The sequence below is a fragment of the Vreelandella titanicae genome (assembly GCF_014697095.1).
GTDB lineage: Bacteria > Pseudomonadota > Gammaproteobacteria > Pseudomonadales > Halomonadaceae > Vreelandella > Vreelandella titanicae.
Genome location: NZ_CP059082.1, coordinates 1818659 through 1838823, shown reverse-complemented (window position 1 = coordinate 1838823; position 20165 = coordinate 1818659). Strand labels below are relative to the sequence as shown.

At 53.9% G+C, this 20165-nt stretch carries 14 protein-coding genes; 7 read left to right on the top strand and 7 right to left on the bottom strand.

What is annotated here, in order from left to right; translation table 11 throughout:
• Nucleotides 1-13: 13 nt before the first annotated feature.
• Nucleotides 14-1531, bottom strand: coding sequence for an NCS1 family nucleobase:cation symporter-1 (locus HZS52_RS08555; protein ID WP_009285884.1), 1518 nt, complete (start codon nucleotides 1529-1531; stop codon nucleotides 14-16).
• 617 nt (nucleotides 1532-2148) lie between these two features.
• Here HZS52_RS08555 and HZS52_RS08550 point away from each other — a divergent pair.
• From HZS52_RS08550 to HZS52_RS08530, 5 genes are all read left to right on the top strand, one after another.
• Nucleotides 2149-3015, top strand: coding sequence for a nitrilase-related carbon-nitrogen hydrolase (locus HZS52_RS08550; protein WP_138799335.1), 867 nt, complete (start codon nucleotides 2149-2151; stop codon nucleotides 3013-3015).
• A 62-nt stretch (nucleotides 3016-3077) separates the two neighbouring features.
• Nucleotides 3078-4517, top strand: a complete 1440-nt coding sequence (gene hydA, locus HZS52_RS08545) for a dihydropyrimidinase (RefSeq protein ID WP_190374562.1) — start codon at nucleotides 3078-3080, stop codon at nucleotides 4515-4517.
• Between the two features lie 34 nt (nucleotides 4518-4551).
• Nucleotides 4552-5931 (top strand): NAD(P)-dependent oxidoreductase, encoded by a 1380-nt coding sequence (locus tag HZS52_RS08540; RefSeq protein ID WP_022521816.1) that lies wholly within the window; start codon nucleotides 4552-4554, stop codon nucleotides 5929-5931.
• Nucleotides 5928-7262: an NAD-dependent dihydropyrimidine dehydrogenase subunit PreA gene (preA, locus tag HZS52_RS08535; protein WP_159177409.1), complete on the top strand. Its 1335-nt coding sequence runs from the start codon at nucleotides 5928-5930 to the stop codon at nucleotides 7260-7262. Before HZS52_RS08540 ends, preA begins: the two co-directional genes overlap by 4 nt.
• Nucleotides 7263-7440: 178 nt before the next feature.
• Nucleotides 7441-8304 (top strand): ABC transporter substrate-binding protein, encoded by an 864-nt coding sequence (locus HZS52_RS08530; RefSeq protein WP_190374561.1) that lies wholly within the window; start codon nucleotides 7441-7443, stop codon nucleotides 8302-8304.
• Between the two features lie 70 nt (nucleotides 8305-8374).
• Here HZS52_RS08530 and HZS52_RS08525 read toward each other — a convergent pair whose 3' ends face one another.
• The 3 genes from HZS52_RS08525 to HZS52_RS08515 all read right to left on the bottom strand — a co-directional run bounded on the left by HZS52_RS08525 (nucleotide 8375) and on the right by HZS52_RS08515 (nucleotide 14518).
• On the bottom strand, nucleotides 8375-10078 hold the full coding sequence (locus tag HZS52_RS08525) for a methyl-accepting chemotaxis protein (protein ID WP_190374560.1): 1704 nt from the start codon (nucleotides 10076-10078) through the stop codon (nucleotides 8375-8377).
• Nucleotides 10079-10374: 296 nt separating this feature from the next.
• Nucleotides 10375-13422, bottom strand: a complete 3048-nt coding sequence (locus tag HZS52_RS08520) for an efflux RND transporter permease subunit (protein WP_190374559.1) — start codon at nucleotides 13420-13422, stop codon at nucleotides 10375-10377.
• A 1-nt stretch (nucleotide 13423) separates the two neighbouring features.
• Nucleotides 13424-14518, bottom strand: a complete 1095-nt coding sequence (locus HZS52_RS08515; protein WP_190374558.1) for an efflux RND transporter periplasmic adaptor subunit — start codon at nucleotides 14516-14518, stop codon at nucleotides 13424-13426.
• Between the two features lie 180 nt (nucleotides 14519-14698).
• Between HZS52_RS08515 and HZS52_RS08510 the strand changes: the two genes are divergently transcribed.
• Nucleotides 14699-15322 carry a TetR family transcriptional regulator gene (locus HZS52_RS08510; RefSeq protein WP_039857303.1) on the top strand — a complete coding sequence of 208 codons (624 nt, stop codon included), beginning with the start codon at nucleotides 14699-14701 and terminating at the stop codon, nucleotides 15320-15322.
• Nucleotides 15323-15360: 38 nt separating this feature from the next.
• Here the strand turns inward: HZS52_RS08510 and HZS52_RS08505 are convergent, their stop codons facing one another.
• Genes HZS52_RS08505 through HZS52_RS08495 form a run of 3 tightly spaced genes read right to left on the bottom strand, consistent with a single transcriptional unit; the run spans nucleotide 15361 to nucleotide 18451 of the window.
• Nucleotides 15361-16263 (bottom strand): amino acid ABC transporter substrate-binding protein, encoded by a 903-nt coding sequence (locus tag HZS52_RS08505; RefSeq protein ID WP_027957033.1) that lies wholly within the window; start codon nucleotides 16261-16263, stop codon nucleotides 15361-15363.
• Between the two features lie 12 nt (nucleotides 16264-16275).
• Nucleotides 16276-17169, bottom strand: a complete 894-nt coding sequence (locus HZS52_RS08500) for an amino acid ABC transporter substrate-binding protein (protein ID WP_141440597.1) — start codon at nucleotides 17167-17169, stop codon at nucleotides 16276-16278.
• A gap of 4 nt (nucleotides 17170-17173) precedes the next feature.
• Nucleotides 17174-18451: a diguanylate cyclase domain-containing protein gene (locus HZS52_RS08495; protein WP_223828096.1), complete on the bottom strand. Its 1278-nt coding sequence runs from the start codon at nucleotides 18449-18451 to the stop codon at nucleotides 17174-17176.
• 446 nt (nucleotides 18452-18897) lie between these two features.
• On the opposite strand from HZS52_RS08495, the gene codB reads away from it, so the two are divergent.
• Nucleotides 18898-20163: a cytosine permease gene (gene codB, locus HZS52_RS08490; protein ID WP_190374556.1), complete on the top strand. Its 1266-nt coding sequence runs from the start codon at nucleotides 18898-18900 to the stop codon at nucleotides 20161-20163.
• Nucleotides 20164-20165: the final 2 nt, after the last annotated feature.

Genomic DNA, 20165 nt, shown 5'->3' with positions numbered 1-20165 from the left:
CCCGGCAGTATGTTTAACGCTGCTCGGTTGCCTCATTGGCCATTATCGGCGCTGGCCCCGCCTGGGGCGATGACGCCAACACTTGGCTTGCCACATAGTAAACAATTGCCCCCAGCGCCGAGCCGGTAAACCAGCCGTAGTCGTAGAACCAATTCATGGTGCCAGTTAACAGCGATAGCAACGTAAGCGCCACCGGCACGCCAAAGGCGATAAAACCCGCGATGTTCACCGCAGGATAAGCATGGTTATCCATATACAGGCTGGGCACATCCAAACGCTGCTTTTTGATCAGGAAGTAGTCCACCGCCATGATGCCCGCGATGGGCCCCAGCAGGCTGGAGTAACCCAGCAGCCAGTTGGAGTACATCTGCTCCAGAGAAACCCCTGGCGGAATAACGCCCGCTTTTTGCAGCAGATCGTAGCCCATCAACAACACGCCCACCGCGCCAGTCATCAGCACGCCGCGCGTCTGGTTAATCAATTTGGGCGCAATGTTCTGAAAATCGTTGGTAGGCGACACGATGTTAGAAGCCGTATTGGTAGAGATCGTGGCGATAATGATCAACAGCATCGCCAGTACCACCCAGAAGGGGCTGTCGATATAGCCAATCAAACGTACCGGGTCGGCAACGGTTTCCCCTACCAGCGTTTCGGAAGCAGCGGTTAACACGACACCGAGTGCGGCAAAGAAAAACATCGTTAGCGGCAGCCCAATCACCTGACCAACGATCTGATCTTTTTGGCTTTTGGCAAAGCGACTGAAATCGGGAATATTCAGCGACAGCGTGGCCCAAAAACCCACCATGGCGGTTAAGCCCGCGAAGAAGTAGCCGTATACCGATGCCCCTTCAGGCCGCGACGGCGGCTGTGCCAGTAGTTCGGACATCGACATATTTGGCCACGCCCATATCATCAGCCCAACACCAACGGCTAACAGCAGCGGTGCGGCGAAGGTTTCCAACCATTTAATCGACTCTGCACCACGAATCACCACATAGAGATTCATCGCACCAAAGACAAAAAAGCCGATGACTTCACCAACACCGCCCATCGCAGCCCAAGCGGGAATCAACTCGGAGAGCAACAGATGAATGGCCAAACCGCCAAACATGGTTTGAATACCAAACCAGCCGCAGCCGACCAGGGCGCGCACCAGACAGGGTACGTTGGAACCTAAAATACCGAACGAAGAGCGTAAAACCACCGGAAAAGGAATACCAAACTTCGTACCGGGAAAGGCGTTTAAGGTAAGAGGAATCAGCACGATCACGTTGGCCAACAAAATGGCAAACAACGCCTCCCCCACGCTCAGCCCGAAGTAGGCGGTTAATACCCCGCCTAGGGTGTAGGTGGGCACGCAGATCGACATGCCTACCCAGAGTGCCGCAATATTCCACTTACTCCAGGTGCGCTCGCTGGCCTGGGTAGGCGCAATATCCTCATTAAAGCGCGAACTACTGCGTACATCGTCCCCTACATCTAGCTCTATCAGCCCACCTCGATCCACCATCTGAGAGGTTGTTTCGGTCATTTTTTATCTCCTCAGCATTGCGTTATTGCGCTGCCTAGCTCCCACGGCCAGTGGAGCTTTTCAAAAAGGCGCTTAGAAATCATGGCTTTTAGAAACCATTGTTTTTCAAAACCATCGTTCTTAGAAACCATAGCTTTTAGAAAACAAGCAATAAGCATGCCTACTTGAAAAAGCAGGTCAATTAACTCATTGATTAAAAAGCTGCCTTCCTGGACAACATTATTATTGTTAGCTTGTTATCTTTATATTTTCCCCACCTAAAACAAAAACCAACTAAACAAAGCTAGATCAAAAAAAATATTTGCACCAATTTCAAACAGAAAAAAACCAAACACACTCGCTAGAAACATACCAAACCAATGATTTTAAAAGAATAAAAAAACCATCCAAAACAGTGCAAGACCTCACCAAAAAAGTGAATATCACCAAATGGAACAATAAAAATAAGCAAACTCAATGAGTTAAAGACGATTTAACAAATCTCCTTTAAAGACTTGCTAAAACCACCTACCCAGCGCTACTTTCAACAAAAGCTGTCTATTTCGTCAGCTTTACAAAACTAGTTTCAAGAACACTACAAACATACGCTACACATCAACAATCAGAGGGAGCGTCTCATGCAGAAGATGAAAATCGGGTTGATTCAGATGGGCCTGAAAACCAGCACCGATCTTGAACCAGAAGCTATTCGCGACGCCATGAACGAGGCACATCTGCCAATGATTCAGCAAGCGGCTGACCAGGGCGTGCAGGTGCTTTGCTTCCAGGAAGTGTTTAACCAGCCCTACTTTTGCCCCAGCCAGGACGGCAAGTGGTACGCCGCCGCCGAGCGGGTACCGGAAGGCCCTACCTGCCAGATGATGCAGAAGCTCGCCGCCGAGCACCGCATGGTGATCATCGTGCCGGTGTATGAAGAGACTGAAACCGGTGTTTACTACAACACCGCAGCGGTATTCGACGCTGACGGCAGTTACTTAGGCAAGTACCACAAAACCCATATTCCCCAAGTAGCCGGTTTTTGGGAAAAATTCTTCTTCAAGCCGGGAAAATCCAACTGGCCAGTGTTCGATACTGCCTACGGCAAAATCGGCGTGTATATCTGCTACGACCGTCACTTCCCCGAAGGCTGGCGGGCGCTTGCTCTCAACGGCGCTGAGGTGATTTTCAACCCTTCCGCCACCGTGGCCGGTCTTTCCCAATACCTGTGGGAGTTAGAGCAACCTGCCTCTGCCGCCGCCAATGGCTGCTTTATCGCTGCGATCAATCGAGTTGGAACCGAGGCGCCGTGGAACATCGGCGACTTTTACGGCTCCAGCTATATCGTTAACCCCCGCGGCAAAATCGAAGCTCAGGCCAGCGAAACAGAAGACGAGCTGCTGGTGCACGAGATCGATTTGGACATGGTGCGGGAGGTACGCAACAACTGGCAGTTCTTCCGCGACCGTCGCCCGGAAACCTATACCCGCCTGACCGACGGTGAATGATTCTGCTGGTAAAAAACAGGTTGCTGGTTAAGTTTTCTATTTAAAAATAACAGGAGCGAACGATGAGCTTATTAATCAAGGGCGGCACCGTGGTCACCCACGCCGATACCTACCGCGCAGACGTACTGTGTGTCGACGGTAAAATCCATGCGATTGGCACCGATCTAGATGTCCCTGAAAGGTGTGAAATTGTCGATGCCAGCGATCAACTGGTGATGCCCGGCGGTATCGATCCCCATACGCACATGCAACTGCCGTTCATGGGCACCGTGGCCAGCGAAGATTTCTATACCGGCACCGCCGCGGCCTTGGCCGGGGGCACCACTTCGATCATCGACTTCGTGATCCCACAGCCAGGTCAGTCGCTCCTTGAGGCCTTCGAAACCTGGCAAGGCTGGGCGGAAAAAGCCGCCACCGATTTTGCCTTCCACGTGGCGATTACCTGGTGGGACGATAGCGTGCGAGAGGAAATGGGCACCCTGGTTCATGAACACGGGGTGAACAGCTTCAAACACTTTATGGCCTACAAGGGCGCGATCATGGCCACTGATGACATTCTGGTGGAAAGCTTCTCGCGCTGTCTGGAGCTAGGCGCGGTGCCTACGGTTCACGCCGAAAACGGTGAGCTGGTCTACCACATGCAGCAAAAACTGCTCGCCCAGGGCATGACCGGGCCGGAAGCCCATCCGCTTTCGCGCCCACCCCAGGTGGAAGGCGAAGCGGCCAGCCGGGCGATTCGCATTGCCAGCACCCTGGGCGCACCGATCTATCTGGTTCACGTGTCCACCAAAGATGCCGTGGATGAAATTGCCTACGCCCGCCAGCAGGGTCATCCGGTTTATGGCGAATGCTTAGCCGGGCACCTGCTCATCGACGATAGCGTCTACCAGGATACCGACTGGGGCCGCGCCGCTGCCCACGTGATGAGCCCGCCCTTCCGGCCCAAGGGCCACCAGGAAGCGCTCTGGCACGGCTTGCAGTCGGGCAATCTGCAAACCACCGCCACCGACCACTGCTGTTTCTGTGCCGATCAGAAAGCCGCGGGCAAGGATGACTTTACTAAAATCCCCAACGGCACCGCTGGCGTGGAAGACCGCCTCGCCGTGTTGTGGGATGAAGGCGTCAACACCGGCAAGCTGTCGCCCCAGGAGTTTGTCGCGCTGACATCGACCAACACCGCCAAGATTTTCAACCTCTACCCGCGCAAAGGGGCGATTCAAGTAGGTTCCGATGCAGATATCGTGGTGTGGGATCCCAACGGCACCCGGACGATTTCTGCCAAAACCCACCACCAGAACGTCGATTTCAACATTTTCGAGGGCAAAACGGTGCGCGGCATTGCCCGTCACACCATTAGCAAGGGCAAATGGGTGTGGCGGGATGGTGAGCTGCGTGCCGAGCGCGGTGCGGGCCGCTATTTGGAGCGCCCCGCCTACCCCGGTGTCTTCGAATTGCTGGCCAAGCGCGCCGAGCTGAATGCGCCGATGGCCGTAAAAAGATAACAGCTGTGCCCATAACAACAGCGGAGGCTTTACTGTGACTAGCCCACTGAACCACCTACCCAGCGCAAAAGAGGTCGGCACCTACGACCCGGATACGCTGGCAAGCAACTTTAGCGATCTACATCCGCCGCTGACCCATCGCCAGGCGATGATCGAAAGTCAGCGTTGTCTCTATTGCTTTGATGCGCCCTGCGTCGAAGCTTGCCCGTCGGATATTGATATTCCCAGCTTTATTCGCCAGATCAGCGAGAACAATATCAACGGCGCGGCGGAAACCATTCTGGAAGCCAACATTTTAGGCGGCAGCTGCGCCCGGGTGTGCCCCACGGAAATTCTTTGCGAGCGCAGCTGCGTGCGCAACCACGACGCCGAATGCCAGCCGGTGCTGATCGGTTTGCTGCAGCGTCATGCCACCGACCACATGCAGTTCGACGGCCACCCCTTCAAACGCGCCACTTCTACCGGCAGTCATGTGGCCGTGGTCGGCGCCGGACCTGCCGGGCTCTCCTGCGCGCACCGACTGGCGATGCTCGGTCATCAGGTGACCATCTTTGAAGCCGAACAAAAGCCTGGCGGGCTGAACGAGCACGGCATCGCCCGCTACAAAATGACCGACGACTTCGCCCGCAAGGAAGTGGAATTCTTGCTTGAGATCGGTGGCATCGAGATCCAGTACGACCAACGGCTGGGCGCAAACCTGGAGCTTGCTACGCTCCATAATCAGTACGATAGCGTGTTTCTCAGCTTGGGCCTGGGCGCTAGCCGTGCCCTGGGTTTAACCGGGGAGCAAGCACCCGGTCTGATGCCTGCGGTGGACTACATCAAGGTTCTCCGCCAGACCGACGATCTGGGCAGCCTTGCGGTGGCCAAACGCTGTATCGTGATTGGCGCGGGCAATACCGCTATCGATATGGCCACCCAAATGGCCCGCTTGGGCGCTACGGAGGTAACGCTGGTTTACCGTCGCGGCATTGAAGCCATGTCCGCCACCGACCATGAACAAGAGATTGCCAAAGCCAACGGCGTGCGGATGGTGACCTGGGCCCAGCCCGACGAGATTCTGCTGGATGATCAAGGCCGCGTGACGGGCATGCGCTTTGCCAAGACCCATGATCAAGCGGGCCGCTTAACCCCTACTGGAGAAACTTTTGAGATCGCCGCCGATGCTGTCTTCACCGCCATCGGCCAAGGCTTCGAAGGCGCGAGCCTAAGCGATACCACCGCCGCTGAGCTTGCCCGGGACGGCGAGCGCATTCACGTTAATGAGATGTTCCAAACCTCACTGCCCAATGTGTATGCCGGTGGCGACTGTGTGAAGCCCGGTCAAGACCTTACCGTTCAGGCCGTGCAACACGGCAAACTGGCGGCTCACGCCATTCATCAGGCGCTTGTCGCCAAGCAGGAGGCCGCATGAACACACTCACTTTTACACCACCGGGTAAGAAAGACAGCGGTGACAGCGTGGTCAATGGCGTTGACCTATCGGTTAACTTTGCCGGTATTAAAGCCCCCAATCCATTCTGGCTGGCCTCTGCACCGCCCACCGATAAAGCCTACAACGTGGTACGCGCCTATGAAGCTGGCTGGGGCGGCGTGGTATGGAAAACCCTTGGCGAAGAGCCGCCTGCGGTGAATGTCTCCTCCCGCTACTCAGCCCACTACGGAAAAAACCGCGAGGTGATCGGCTTTAACAATATCGAGCTGATTACCGACCGCTCGCTGGAGATCAACCTTAAAGAAATCACTCAGGTGAAAAAGGACTGGCCCGATCGTGCGCTGATCGTTTCCATTATGGTGCCCTGTAATGAAGAAGCCTGGGCCTACATTCTGCCGCTAGTGGAAGCCACTGGCGCGGACGGCATCGAGCTCAACCTGGGTTGCCCCCACGGAATGCCGGAGCGCGGCATGGGCGCGGCGGTGGGCCAAAACCCCGACCTGATCGAGAAAGTCACCTACTGGTGCAAGAAGCACTACTCCAAACCAGTCATCGTCAAACTCACACCTAATATCACCGATATTCGCGTCGGTGCCCAGGCGGCGCTGCGCGGCGGGGCCGACGCGGTATCGCTGATCAATACCATCAACTCGATTACCAGTATCGACCTGGACAATATGGTCGCCAAGCCCACCGTGGGCCACCAGAGCACTCACGGCGGCTACTGTGGCAGCGCCGTGAAGCCTATCGCGATGAACATGGTGGCAGAAATTGCCCGTGATCCGTCCACTCCAACGCTACCCATTTCCGGCATTGGCGGCATTTCCACCTGGCGGGATGCGGCGGAGTTTATCGCCCTAGGTGCCGGCAGCGTGCAGGTGTGTACGGCAGCGATGCTCAACGGCTTTAGGATTGTGGAGGAGATGAAAGACGGCCTCTCTCGCTGGATGGCGGAAAAAGGCTACGACTCCATCGAGGCGTTCTCCCGTAAGGCGATACCGCAAACCACCGACTGGAAACACCTCGACATCAACTTCAAAACCATCGCCAAGATCGATCAGGATTTGTGCATCGAGTGCGGCCGCTGTTATATCGCCTGCGAGGATACCTCCCACCAGTCGATTGCCAAGCTCACCGAGCAGGACGGCGCGCGACGCTATGAAGTGATCGAAGAGGAGTGTGTGGGCTGTAACCTTTGCCAGATCACTTGCCCAGTAGATAACTGCATCACCATGGTGCCCCAGGAGACCGGCCAACCCTTCCTGGCCTGGGATAACGACCCACGCAATCCTTTCCGGGTCGCCTCTTAACCTCTTTACCCTCTTTTTTTTAAACAGCCGTTAGCGCTACCCACCGCCCTCAGTTTGTGAGGGCGGTCGCGTTTTCTGCAACATACTGTTCCATCACCCAGTAGCGACAAAAGTCAGCATCCTTGAGAACATGAGAAAATATCGCATATAAAATTCTTTCTCACAAAAAGGAAACCCAATGAAGTTCGCTACCACTACCACCGCTATACTCTTAGCAACTGCCAGCGCCACCGCGAGCGCCGACCAGCGAATCGCCACCTTCGACTTAGGCAGCCTGGATACGCTGGATGCACTAGGTTTAAACGAGCAGGTAGTGGGTGTACCGAAAGCCAGCCTGCCTGGCTATCTTGAGCAGTATGCAGCCGATGACGTCACCGATATTGGCGGCCTGCGCTCACCGGATATGGATGCCCTTGGCGAAAGCGAGCCTAGCCTGATTCTTTACACTGGCCGCCAGGGTGAGTGGGAAGAGGGGCTTGGCGAAATCGCCCCGCTGCTCAACACCAGCCTACAGGGTGACGACTACCTGGCTACTTTTGACGCCAATGTACGCGAACTAGCGAGTCGTTTAGCAGTGGAAAGCAAAGCCGAAGAGGCGCTTGGTACACTGCATGCCGAGATTGAGACCCAGCGCGAAGCGCTAAGCAACGCTCCTCGCACGCTGGTGGTAACCCACAACGGCGGCAATCTGATGCTGAATCAGCACCCGGTCGTTCACGACGTACTGGGCATTGCAGCATTAGCGATGCCCGAAAGTGTCACTTCTGAAACCCGCGGTACCCGTACCTTTACCCCGCTTTCTCCTGAGGCGATTAGCGAAATTGATCCGCAGGTCGTACTGGTGATTGATCGCAGCGCCGCGATTGGCGATGAACCCGCCGACGCGGATGCCTTAGCGCAAACGCTCTTAGATGCGGGAGCTGAGAAAGCGCGGGTCATTATGCTAACGCCCGCGCTGTGGTACCTCTCCGGCGGCGGCCTGCAGAGTCTGGCGCTACAGGTTGAAGAAGTTGCAGTAGCACTAAACTCGTCAGGTAACTAAGCGCTCACTACCCCCCCTCTTACAGCAATGGCGGAGGGGGAACGCAGCCTAAGCGGCGAGAAACGCTGGCTTAAAAAGCTTCCCAATCATCTTCAGCGCTAGCCGCGGTTTTGCTACTGGTTTGTCTACGCGTCGCTGGCCGCATCAGCGCTGGTGTCTGTTGAGATGAGTGTTGTGGCGTGTGCTGGGGCGAGGTAAGCGGGGCGTGTTGCGTACGGCTCTCCCCCTCAGTTAAACGAAAAGCCGAGACAACGCTTTCAAGCCGCGCCGCCTGTTCTTCCAACGAGCTGGCCGCTGACGACGCCTGTTGAACCAGGGCCGCGTTCTGCTGGGTTACTTCATCCATTTGGGCAACCGCTTGGTTGACCTGCTCAATGCCCGAACTCTGCTCCTGAGAAGCCGCGGAGATTTCATCCATAATATCGGTCACCCGGCGCACAGAGGAGACCACATCCCGCATCGTAGCACCGGCGCTTTCGACTAATGCTGAGCCCTCTTTCACCTGGGTGGATGACGCCTCAATCAGTGCTTTGATCTCTTTGGCGGCATCGGCACTGCGGCTGGCCAGGTTACGCACTTCACTCGCCACCACGGCAAAACCACGACCCTGTTCGCCTGCCCGCGCTGCTTCCACAGAAGCATTGAGTGCCAAGATATTGGTTTGAAAGGCGATAGAGTCGATAACGGTAATAATATCCGCCACTTTTTGCGAGCTGCTAGAAATACCGTGCATGGTGGTAATCACCTGCTCAACCACTTCACCACCGTTGCTTGCAGTGCTTGAGGCATCGTTCGCCAACTGGCTGGCCTGGCGGGCGTTATCGGCATTCTGTTTAACGGTAGCGGTTAACTGCTCCATGCTGGCGGCGGTTTCCTGCAGGGAAGACGCCTGCTGCTCGGTACGCGAGGATAGATCCGAGTTACCACTGGCAATCTCACGCGCCCCGATATGAATCGAACCGCTGCTATCGCGTACCTCAGAAACGGTTTTAACCAAATTACTTTGCATATGCTGCATAGCACTAAACAGCTTGCCGATCTCATTGCTACCACGGTCATCTACTTTACCAGAGAGATCATTTTGGGCAATACGCTCAAAATGCTCCACTGCTTCGTTTAGTGGTTTTACAATAGAGCCCACCATCGCGATGCGAACAAACAGAACGATTAACGCGGCAATCAAAAGTACAGCGATATCAATATAAGTAAGAAACTGCATGCCGCTCTCATAATCGGCAATCATCGACTTGTTTCGTTCAGCCCGATGATCATTGTAAGCACTAACAGCCTCAATTAACTGCTGATTTAAGTCACTCACCATTTCCCTTGCGGTATTAAACTGACTGCTGTTACCCGTATTTAATGCCTCCTCTAAGGGGATAATCCCCCGTTGGATCAAGCTCTCATAGGTGGCAGTCACGGTATCAGAAAGTGCCGACTCAGGCTTGGTGGCTTCAAACTCTGTAAAGTAATCTTGCGCAACTCGCTGAGCATCTTGGGCCCGAGCCAGGTAGTCACGGAATGAACTGGCATCACCTTTCTCAAACGCATCGAAGCTACTAACGTAGAAAAGCTGAGCGTAAGCTATGGATCGTTGACTGCGGCTAAGCGCTAAAGTGCGATCACCTGATAGGTCAAGCTCTTTTAACGAAGTACTGCCCTCTTCGCCTGCCTGATAGCCTAGAAAAGCAATGGTTATTATTAATAATGAAAAGATGGCCAAAACAAGGGTTAAACCCAGTTTGACGGATAGATTACTAAGTACACGATTCATATGCGGAATGCCTCCAGGCCAGATCCATTAGCTTTTGGCAATTTATATAATCTAGCTAGAGCACTTCCAGCGGCTTTAGATTAACTTAAATCGACCAATATCTTTTACGAGGTACTGCTATCGGCCTGGGCAGCATAGACTTTAGTCTAGTTTGAAAATTATTTTCACAAATTAAAATGGAAACGATTTGCAAACAGCAGTGAGCGAAGTGGTAGGCGCATTGAATATCGGTGCAGAGGCTATCTTAGCCGTGGATTGGTCAAGGCCACGGCTAAGATGAAAGAAGTCTGCTCGAGTTATTGATCAGGATGTATGCGAATCCGGTAGAGCACGCAGTAAACTACCGGCAGTACGATTAAGGTTAATAGCGTGGCGACACCCAGGCCACCGATCAGCGCGACCGCCATGCTGGCGAAAAAGGCATCGCTAATTAGCGGGATCATGCCCAACATGGTGGTCAGCGCGGCCATGGCGACCGGACGCACGCGGCTGACCGCAGCTCGCACCACAGCGTGGTAGCGGTCTTGATGCAACGGCAGTTGCACGTTGATCTCCTCTACCAACACGATGGCATTTTTGATTACCATGCCGATCAAGCTCAGCGTACCCAGCAGAGCCATAAACGAGAAAGGTAACCCGGTAACCAACAACGCGCCCACTACGCCAATAATCGTCAGCGGTACCAGCGACCAGATAGCCAACGGCTGGCGGAAGTTATTGAACAGCACCACAGTGAGAATAAACATCATCACTATGCCCAGCGGCAGCGAGGAAAATAACCCACTCTGCGCTTCGCCAGCGGTCTCAAACTCACCACCCCACTCCAACCGGTAACCTGCTGGTAGATCCAAGGCCTCCACCCTTGGTCGAATGTCGGCCAATACGCTGGCTGCGGTCACCCCGCTTAGCGGATCCGGCTCACCGTACACCGCCAGCATGCGTTCGCGATTGCGGCGCATAATCAGCGGATCCGCCACCTGTGTTGTGATATCGCCGATGACTTGATCGGCGGAGATATAGCGGTTTTGCTCTGCGCTCCAGACGTTAAGTGAGCCTAGGTTATCCACATCGTGACGCTGTTCGGGGATTGCCCGCGCCACTATCGGAATCAGGTCGCTGCCGTCGCGGTAAATGCCCACCTGGCTGCCACTGGTACTTAGCGCCAGGGTGCTGGACAGGTCTTCACGGGTCACACCCAGCCTACGTGCAGTATCTTCAAGAAAAACGGGCTCAATCGCCTGCACGCGGTTACGCCAACTGGTGCGCACGCTGGTCAAATTCGGTGTATCAAGGAACATGGCCTCAACCTGATCGCCCAACTGGCGAAGCACCGCTGGATCGCTGCCGTAGAAGCGCGCCTCTAGCTTGGCTTTGGGAGCGGGGCCGACCTCCAACGGGGCGATTTTGTAGTCGATATCGCTATGATCCCGCTCCAACACTTGCTCTACGTCAGCCATGCGGTCGTGTTGAGTCGCTTTATCGTCGGTTTCGACAATCAACTGCGCATAGCTTGCATAGCGGTCTTCCGGTGAATAGGTGAGGGTAAAGCGCTGCGCTCCGCCGCCCACGGTGGTGGTCAGGTGGCGAACGCCGTCCATCTCCATCACGCTCTTTTCAAGCTCGCTAACGCGGCGTTGGGTTTCGAGAATATCGGTACCTTCCGGCGTGCGATAATCGACAAAAAAGATCGGCGTATTAGAGGCCGGAAAGAAGGCATTTTTAACCGAACCAAAGCCGACCACCGCGCCAGCCAATATCGCTACCATCAGCGCCAAGGTTAACCAGCGCCAACGAATACCGGTGATAATGACACGGCCTACAAAACGATAAACCACGCCTTTATAGGGGTCTTCCTGTCCATCGCCGGGGGCAACATTGCGGAAAAACAGCTTGAAGTAGAACGGCGTTAACGTCAGCGCCGTGATCCAGCTCAGCAGTAGCGAGTAGAGCAGCACGAAAAATAACGAGCCGATAAACTCACCGGTGGTGTCTGGCGATAAACCGATGGGCGCAAAGGCTGCAATCGCGATCAGCGTTGCGGCCAGCAAGGGCCAGGCATTTTGGCGAACCACTTGATGCGCCGAATCACGAATCGTGCTGCCGCGCTTTAACCCCACCAGCATGCCTTCGGTGACCACAATGGCGTTATCTACCAGCATTCCCAGGGCGATAATTAACGCACCCAGCGAGATTTTTTCCAGCTGCAAACCATGAAAGCGCATCAACATAAAGGTGCCAATAATGGTGATCAGCAGGATAAAGCCCATTAACAGACCACTGCGCCAGCCCATAAACAGCATCAGCACCACGATCACGATAGCCACCGCCTGGATCAAGCTGACCAGGAAACCGGATACTGCGTCATCGACCACCTGGGGCTGGTTATAAACGACATTCAGCTCCATACCCAGTGGTGTGCGGGTTTGCAGTTCATCCAGACGCTGCTGTAGCCGTTCTCCCACCTCGACAACATTCACTCCGCTTTCAAAGGAGACGCCCAACGAGATCGCCGGCCTGCCCATATCGCGGTAAAGCTGCTGGGGCTGCTCCGCCAGCTCGCGGCTCACATCGGCAATATCGCTCAGCCGCACCAGTTCACCGCCGCCCTCACTGACAATCAGGGCGCGCAGAGCTTCAATATCTGCCGCACTGCCCGTGGGGGTGATACGAAAACGGCGGCCATCCTGTTTAAGATGCCCTGAGTCTGCCACTGCATTTTGGGTCTCAAGCAGTTGCTGTAATCGTGTTAACGGAATATTCAGTGCGCGCAGGCGTTCGCGATCAACTTCGATATAGATGCGCTCTTCGTGCTCACCGCTTAGCGACACCTTCGCGACGCCCTTCACCAAAGCGAGCTCGCGCTTGAGAAAATCAGCATGGTCAGCCAGATCCGGCATGCTATAGCCATCGCCCGTCAGGTTGACCATGAAACCAAATACATCGCCAAAGTCGTCATTTACGCGAGATTGACTCGCACCCGGCGGAAGCGCGGCCTGGGCATCCTGTACTTTACGGCGCAGCGAATCCCATAATTGCTCCAACTCCTCGTTCTGCACCGTACTTTCGAGTTCAACGGTGATCTGCGATAGGCCATCAGAACTCACCGAGCTAACCCGTTTGATCGATGACATCTCCTGAATTGACTCTTCGAGTGTCGAAGTGACTTCCTGCTCTACCTCTTCAGGCGTCGCACCAGGGTACTGCGTGGTGATCAGCGCATTGCGAATGGTAAATTCGGGGAACTCCAACTGGCCCATGCCCAAAAACGACAGCGCGCCACCCGCCAGCAGCACCACGGTCATTAAATAGCTGGTCGCCCGGTGGCGTAGAAAGTAGTCGACCATGTTAAAGCCCCTGCTCTTTTTCCCACGGGGTCACCCTGGTGTCCTCGGTTAAACGGTGGGCTCCGGCCGCCACAACGCGATCGCCCGCTGCCAACTTTCCGCTAACTTCCAGGCCGTTTGAGGTTAACCGACCGACCTCCACCGGCACCGCTTCCACGTTTTCTGGCTCGATGAAGCGCCATACCTGAGCCTGGTCGGGATCATCACCGGCATAGCTCACCGCATCAGTGGGCAGTAGCCACAGCGGGGTGCTATTTTCGGTTTGCAGCGAACTCAAATCGAGCCGCACATTGGCACTCATACCGTCTAACAGGGTGATATCGTCCGGCTGGGGCAGCGTTAGGGTGACTTCATAAGCCAAACTCTGTGCGCTGGCTTGGGTGGTGTAAGAGGCTAGCTGGGCAAGATAGGGTTTATCGCTATTACCAAAGCGCACTTCAAACGCCAACGCATCACCGAAGGGCGTTCCATTATTTCGCGGTATGCGCTGCACGATCTGCTCGGGCAGATGAAACACCACGTCTAGCTGCCCTGGCTGCTGGATCACCGCGACCGTTTCTTGAACTTGAACTATCTGGCGGTTATCCACTGGCACCTGGGCAATCACACCATCGTAAGGGGCGCGTAGCTTTGTATGCTCGACCTGCTCTTGTGCCTGTTCGAAGGTGGCCCGGGCGGCCCGCCACTCGCTTTCCGACTCATCAAACTGGGATTGGCTAACCGCCCCACGCTGCAGGGTATAGCGCATGCGTTCTAGCGTTGCCTCGGCGAGCTCCAAGCGCGAGCGGGCGCTGTCCAGCTCGCTTTGCACATTGCGATCATCAATGCGCGCAATCACCTCGCCTTCGCTCACCTGTTGGCCGGGGCTCACATTGAGCTCCAATAATTCCCCGGCCATACGAAATGACAAATTGCTGCGCGTAGAGGCTTCCACCCGCGCGGGAAACTGCCGTAAGGCCGTAGCATTTGCCGACTGCAGTGTCATCAATTTTACCGGTCGTGTGGCATCAGTCGACTGCGCCAGGGGTTGCTCACAGCCCGTTAGCACAAGCAGAGCCAGTATGATGGGCAGTGAACGGAGAAGAGTAACGGGCACGAGTAGCTCCTTGATGGCGGTCAGTGATGATTTTCAAACCTGCATTCAGGGTACAAGTTGAATAATATAGTCACCTCACTGACATTCATGAATGTCAGTGAGGTGTATAATAATCACCCACCCGCGACTTTGCTATCCATCACTGCCAAAATACCGCTTATTTTAATAATAGGAGCCGCTATGTCCCGTCGTAAGGCCGACGCCGAACGTACCCGAGAAATCATTCTGGACGCGGCAGAGACCACCTTTTTAGCCCAAGGCGTTTCGCGTACCACCTTGGCGCACATCGCCCAGGCAGCAGGCGTGACACGAGGGGCCATTTATTGGCACTTTGAAGACAAAGCTGCATTGTTCGATGCACTCTTGGAGCGCGTGCGTGTCCCTCTGGATGAAATTGTCGATGAGGTGGTGGAACGCCTAGGCTCAGCACCGGCAGACTGCTTACGCGACATTGCTCTACGCTCGCTGGCAGCCATTTCCCACGACCTGCCACTGCAGAGAGCAGCCACTATCGTGTTGCACCGCTGCGAGAAACTGGAAGAGGAGCACCCGCGGATTTGCATGATCACTCGACTCTCTGAGCACGCAGAGGCGCGAGTAGAGCAATTGTTTGAACAGGCCCAAATCGCTGGCACTTTACGCGCTGACTTAACCCCAGCCAGCGCCCGGCGCCAATTTCATGGCTTTTTGATTGGCGTCTGTTTCGACTGGCTGCAGGATCCCCAGCAGCATTCTCTGGCGGATGAGAGCAGTGGTATCGTGGAAACGTTAATGCGTGGTTTATTTAACACTCAAACCGTATGAACCTGCGCTAAATCTTAATCTATATTTATCTAATGCACTTAATCTGCGTTTATCTCGCGAGGGGTGGCAAAGTGCTCAGCCAAGACGGCACTCATTGGTACATTAAGCGTAATGTCTTTGCCAGGGAGAGGTTGCTGAAACCACCGTTCGTAAAGCAACGGCATTTCCGGACTGGTATAAATATGTTCGAGGGCTTTATTTACCTCTGCTGCAAAGGCATCGTCGCCCAATTGCATTAAAAAACCGAGAGGCTCTATCGACGTAATGGCTTCTTCGGAAAGCGCGTACGCGTCAGGGTGATCGGACTCAGCAATCATTGTGCTTAGTAATATATCATCCATTGCAAAAGCCGCTACGCGCCCATCAGCAACTAAATCAAACGCTTCCTGCAATGTACCTACGGGCACCACCGATAAATTCAGTTGGCGTTCTCGATTTACCTGATTAATCTGGCTGACATTGACGGTGCCACGCGCCACGCTCACGCTACGCCCGGCCAAGTCCTCCAAGGTGGTAAAGCCATTTTCCTTCAGGGCCACATAACGCACCGAGACAAAGAAATGGCTAAGTGCAAACTGCGCGCTCTGCCGCCGCTGTTGTGTATTAGTACTGGCATTACACTCAATATCGATATCGCCACTATTGAGCAGTTGCACCCGGTTACTGGGTGTACGATACACATAGGCTATCTCAAGAGAAGGCAGACCTAACTGCACTTGCAGCTGTTTCGCTAAGCGTTGGCAAATATCGATAGAGTAACCGACGACGTTACCCTGACTATCTAAATAAGAGAATGGCGCTGTATCACCATAGCCAACCCTTAACACGCCGGTTGCTTCTATGCGTTCAAGCGAATCGATAGGTGTCGTTGCATGTGCTGCTTCTCCACCAGACATCATTACCAGCAAACTACACCACCCAAGCAATAAACTTCGGCGCATAACACACCTCCTCTACTCTATGTACTGCTCAGGATTGGCGAAAATAGCGGCAAGCGCTGGCGCTAGCGGCAAGTTCAATACTCGGTTATCGGGAGGGAGAGGCTGCAAAAACCATTTTTCATAAAGAGTGTGAATAGTTTCACTCTGATAAATGTTACGCAGTTCCTTATTGACCAGCTCAACAAAAACAGGATCATCAGGCGGCATCATTAAGCCATAGGGCTCGGCACTACTCAGTGTTGCTTGAGAAATATGAAAAGCGGCAGGGTCAACGGCAGACGAAACCAAACCTGCTAACAAAACCTCATCCATCACAAACGCGGAAGCCTGTCCTGAAGCCACCATATCAAAGGCTTCTTCATGATTACGGCTTAGCATTACCGATATTGCTAGCCCCTCGGTGCGATTGAGTTCGTTGAGCTGGGCAATATTGATAGTGCCCGTTGTTGATACCACGCTGCGGCCCGCCAAATCCTGCAAACTGTCCATATGCTGCTCGGCGAGGGATACATAGCGCGTTGCGGTCAGAAAATGAGGGTATGAAAAAGCGGCCTGACGGCGACGTTCAGGGGTATTGGTGGTCACTCCACACTCGATATCCACTTCACCATTACGTACTAATATGAACCGATTTGCAGGCGTTACCGGCACATAATTTACCTTGAGATCACCTAAGCCCAATGTTTCCTCCAGACCTTCGATGACGTTTAGGCACAGGTCAATCGCATAGCCTGTTGGCTGGTCGTTAACCAGGTAGGAGAAGGGGGCTTCGCTGGTACGATGGCCGATAGTAATCTCACCAGCAGACGCAATACGCGACAATGTCGGCGAGGAGTCGATCTCCTCACCAGCAGCGGCACCTTGCCACATCGCACTGGTCATTAATAACGCTACTAGCCACTTCATAGGCTTACCTTTGTTCAATGATCCCGGAATCCATTGTCATCCCTGCGGCATAGAGCATATAACGGTCGCGCCCTTTCGCCTTGGCCGCATAGAGCGCCAGATCTGCGTGACGCAGCAGATCGTGGCTATTGCGGCCATCAGCGGGCGCGGTTGCAATGCCAACACTCACTCCAATGTTAATTTCCTGGTTATTAAACTGATACGGTTCACGTAGAACAGACACAATTGCTTCTGCCAGTACTTTTGCCTCATTGGTGGCACTACGCACAACGCGTTGAATGATGGCAAACTCATCGCCACCAAGGCGCGCCACCAAATCATCGTCGGTCAGCAGCCCCTGCACCCGCTGACTAACTTCAACGAGCAAAGCATCACCCGCCGCGTGCCCCAGACTATCGTTAACTGCTTTAAAATGGTCAAGATCAAATAGCATGACATTAAATACGTCGCCTTGAAGCAGTGAGTGCACAGCGGTTTTTAAAGCATTATTTAATTGCACGCGGTTGGGCAATTTGGTCAGCTCATCATGATGAGCAAGATGCTGAAAGCGCAGCGCTTCGTCTTTAACTTCAAGTAAGTGTTCACGCTCAATGACTTTCTTACGAAGCGCATCTATGGCCTTTGCCATCCGGCCAATTTCATCGTTACGGTCGGTATAAGGCGTGCTGTCAGCAGTCTGGTTTTTAGCGATTTCGGTGAGCGACTTAATTAATACTGGCACGGGTGTAAATAACTGACGCATCAAAACAGTGACTAGCAGGGCTGTTGCGACCAATACCACCAGTAGCGCTACAAATGCTTTACTGATCAGATCATTACGCATCTGATACAGCCCACCTTTCTGGCCTATAGTGGCTACCAGCACGCCTAACAGTTGACCATCAGGAGTAACAATGGGCAGCGAACTAATGAAGTGCTCTTCATTGCCAATGCTGGCAAATCCAACATAAAAATCAACGGCATCCGCTTTTGTTTGCCATGTATCTACCGCCAAGTTGGCAGGTGAGTCTGATGGTGTGTTAAGCGCATCAGCCACTACGGTGAGAGAACCTTCTGATGACTTAGTGAACAGCCATACGTTGTTACGTGTTTGTGCACTTGCTAACGCTAATACATCAATCGGGCTAAACCCAGTTTCCAGAACCGACTCTTCATCGCCAATTGGGCGCTGGGAAATGATATGCGTGACTTGACCCGTGCCATCGGTCTTAACCGCCACGGACGTATAAATACGCCTAATAGTCGCGCTCACTATCTGGGCATTCACCTGCGCTTCGCGCAACCACTGCTCCCGAGCCCCACGCTCAACCATAAAAAAACCTGACAGCGCCCCCGTTACATACGCAAACAGCACGCCCATCAGCATAAACATCACCACCTTACCCACCAGGGTATGATGCCAAGGAAGTTTAGCCGCAGGCAGTGAAGCACTCCTATGCTGGGGTTCTGGCATCTACTCCGGTTCCTTCATGGCTATAGCTGCAGCGGGCGTGTCTGGCCGTAATCACAATGAGCGATCATTTTTTTAACAAACAAGCTTTTTTGACCACTATTTTATTCGGCAAACGTACACAAACAATTAGGTTTTATTTACTAAAGTATCATTAAAATGAGTGGGCATGTCTTAAAAAATGACAAGCGTAATCATTCTTATTGACATACCCTTTTGGCATATCTCTTGCTTTATAAATAGCTAACAGGTTCGCTGATTTATATTAGGAGGGCGTGATGCATCATTCTGACTATCCACTCAGTGAAGTCCCTACCAGCGCCCGCAAGGGCCTGCTATCTACCTCGGCAGTACTGCTTGGGTTTACGTTTTTCACCGCCACCATGTGGGCGGGCGGCACGTTAGGCCAAGCCTTTCCGATTGGCCAACTGCTATGGATCATAGCGATTGGTAACTTGCTGCTGGGGGTGTATGCGACAGCCCTCGCCTATATTGCTTGTAAAAGCGGGCTCAATTCGGTGCTGATGGGACGCTTCTGCTTCGGCGAAAAAGGCAGCAAACTCTCCGACTTTATTCTCGGTTTTACCCAGATCGGCTGGTACGCCTGGGGCACTGCCACGATTGCCCTAGTGTTAGTACGCACCACCGGGATGCCTGAATGGCTGGAAATCCCCTTAATGGTGCTATTTGGGTTTGGTTTCTGCGTGACCGCCATGATTGGCTACAGAGGTATGGACTGGCTATCGCGCTTTGCCGTCCCCGCCATGATGCTATTTATCGTCATCAGCCTGTTTACCGGCCTGGTGGATGTGCGCGGCTTTGCGGGACTGAGCCAGCAGACGCCCACGGAAAGCATGAGCGTAGCAGCGGCGATTACTGTGATTATCGGTACCTTTATTAGCGGCGGCACTCAAGCGACTAACTGGAGCCGCTTCGCCAAAACGCCGAAAATTGCCGTGATCGCGACCCTGGCGGCCTTTTTTGTCGGTAACGGCTTAATGGTTCTGACCGGCGCTCTTGGCACCATGATTTACCAGCAGGCGGATATCGTGGATGTATTGATCGCTCAGGGCTTTGTCACCATCGCCGTGCTGATGCTGTTCCTGAATATCTGGACAACCCAGGACAACACTATCTACAACTTCGCCGTGGCGGGCTGTAATTTGCTGCGCACCGAAAAGCGCCGCCTGGTCACTGTGGGCGGCGCGGCGATTGGCACGGTGCTGGCGGTAGGCGGCATGTATAACCTACTCATCCCATTTCTGGTGTTACTCGGCACCTTTATACCGCCCATGGGCGGGGTGATCATGGTGGACTTTTGGCTCAAGCATAAAGGCCGCTACCCCACATTGGATAAAGCACAACTACCCGACTTCAACCGCCGAGGGTTAGCTGCGTATGCGCTGGGCGCCGGAGCCGCTTACTTTTCCCCGTTACTGCCACCACTGATAGGTGTTGTAGTGGCAGCAGGAAGCTACGCCGTGCTGCTGCGCCTAAATCACGCTACGCTGGGTGATAGCCTTCCATCCACTGCCAAACAATAAGC

Bases quoted from the DNA above. Each gene is read 5' to 3' on its own strand.
- HZS52_RS08555 (WP_009285884.1), bottom strand. From the start codon at position 1,531: ATGACCGAAACAACCTCTCAGATGGTGGATCGAGGTGGGCTGATAGAG.
- HZS52_RS08550 (WP_138799335.1), top strand. From the start codon at position 2,149: ATGCAGAAGATGAAAATCGGGTTGATTCAGATGGGCCTGAAAACCAGC.
- hydA (WP_190374562.1), top strand. From the start codon at position 3,078: ATGAGCTTATTAATCAAGGGCGGCACCGTGGTCACCCACGCCGATACC.
- preA (WP_159177409.1), top strand. From the start codon at position 5,928: ATGAACACACTCACTTTTACACCACCGGGTAAGAAAGACAGCGGTGAC.
- HZS52_RS08530 (WP_190374561.1), top strand. From the start codon at position 7,441: ATGAAGTTCGCTACCACTACCACCGCTATACTCTTAGCAACTGCCAGC.
- HZS52_RS08525 (WP_190374560.1), bottom strand. From the start codon at position 10,078: ATGAATCGTGTACTTAGTAATCTATCCGTCAAACTGGGTTTAACCCTT.
- HZS52_RS08520 (WP_190374559.1), bottom strand. From the start codon at position 13,422: ATGGTCGACTACTTTCTACGCCACCGGGCGACCAGCTATTTAATGACC.
- HZS52_RS08510 (WP_039857303.1), top strand. From the start codon at position 14,699: ATGTCCCGTCGTAAGGCCGACGCCGAACGTACCCGAGAAATCATTCTG.
- HZS52_RS08505 (WP_027957033.1), bottom strand. From the start codon at position 16,263: ATGCGCCGAAGTTTATTGCTTGGGTGGTGTAGTTTGCTGGTAATGATG.
- HZS52_RS08500 (WP_141440597.1), bottom strand. From the start codon at position 17,169: ATGAAGTGGCTAGTAGCGTTATTAATGACCAGTGCGATGTGGCAAGGT.
- codB (WP_190374556.1), top strand. From the start codon at position 18,898: ATGCATCATTCTGACTATCCACTCAGTGAAGTCCCTACCAGCGCCCGC.